1 pseudogene is annotated in these 528 nt (G+C 76.9%); it reads right to left on the reverse strand.

What is annotated here, in order from left to right:
• Positions 1 to 38 precede the first annotated feature (38 nt).
• A pseudogene (locus ABEB16_RS22420) lies at positions 39 to 528 on the reverse strand (glucose-6-phosphate dehydrogenase); the annotation flags it as partial.

Consider the following 528-nt stretch of genomic DNA (forward strand, 5'->3'; position numbering starts at 1 on the left):
GCAGGACGTCCCCGCCCCGATCCGTCAGGAGGTGCCGCTCAGCGCAGGAACCAGCGCCGGGGCTCGGCCAGCCGCTCCACCGCCTCCGGGCCCCAGGTGCCCGGGGCGTAGGGCAGCACCTCGGGCCGCTCGCGCTGGAAGCGCTCGATGGCCTGCCAGGCGTGCCGCAGCCCGGCCACGCCGGTGAACAGCGAGCGGTCCCCGACGAGCACGTGGTGCACGAGGGCGGCGTAGGGCCGGGCGGGCTCGCCGCCGAGGTCGTCCAGCGCCAGCACCGCGGTGCCCCGCGTCAGCTCGTCGCCGACACCGGGGGCCTTGACGGCCAGCACCGCCTCGACGCTTCCCCCGTCGAGCACCGAGAAGCTCAGCGCGCCCGGCTCACCGGGCAGGCCCTCGCCGAGGGCGCCGGCCGGGTCGCGCAGCACCAGGGTGATGCGCTGCTCGTCGGCGGCCATCTTCTTGCCGCTGCGCAGCAGGAACGGCACGCCCCGCCAGCGGTCGTTGTCGATCCACAGCCGCACCGCCGCG

Origin of the sequence: Kineococcus glutinatus (assembly GCF_039542765.1) — a bacterium.
Lineage (GTDB): Bacteria > Actinomycetota > Actinomycetes > Actinomycetales > Kineococcaceae > Kineococcus_A > Kineococcus_A glutinatus.